This window comes from Asticcacaulis sp. YBE204 (assembly GCF_000495855.1).
Classification (GTDB): domain Bacteria; phylum Pseudomonadota; class Alphaproteobacteria; order Caulobacterales; family Caulobacteraceae; genus Asticcacaulis.
Genome location: NZ_AWGF01000054.1, coordinates 1 through 247, shown reverse-complemented (window position 1 = coordinate 247; position 247 = coordinate 1). Strand labels below are relative to the sequence as shown.

The following is a 247-nucleotide window of genomic DNA, read 5'->3' as shown; positions in this document are numbered from 1 at the left end:
GCTGGCGGCAGGCAGCCATGCCGATCCGCGCCTCGGTTCGGCGGGCCTGATGCTGCTGTTCCATGCGGCGGTGACCATCGCTTTGGTGCAATCGACGTTCATGAGCCCGACGTTCAAGCTCAATACGCTTTTGCTGCTGGTCGTCGGCAGCGGCATCTTTGCCGCCGACATCTGTTCGCGGGTGATGCGCGGGGCGCCGCTCCTGCCGCAACTGGCACCGACAGGCGGTGTACTGACCATGCTCGGC

The 247-nt window shown here is 65.6% G+C and carries 1 protein-coding gene; it reads left to right on the top strand.

Annotation, left to right across the window (positions count from 1 at the left end):
• A partial coding sequence (locus AEYBE204_RS40610) for a hypothetical protein (RefSeq protein ID WP_023464167.1) occupies positions 1 to 247 on the top strand: 247 nt, incomplete at both ends.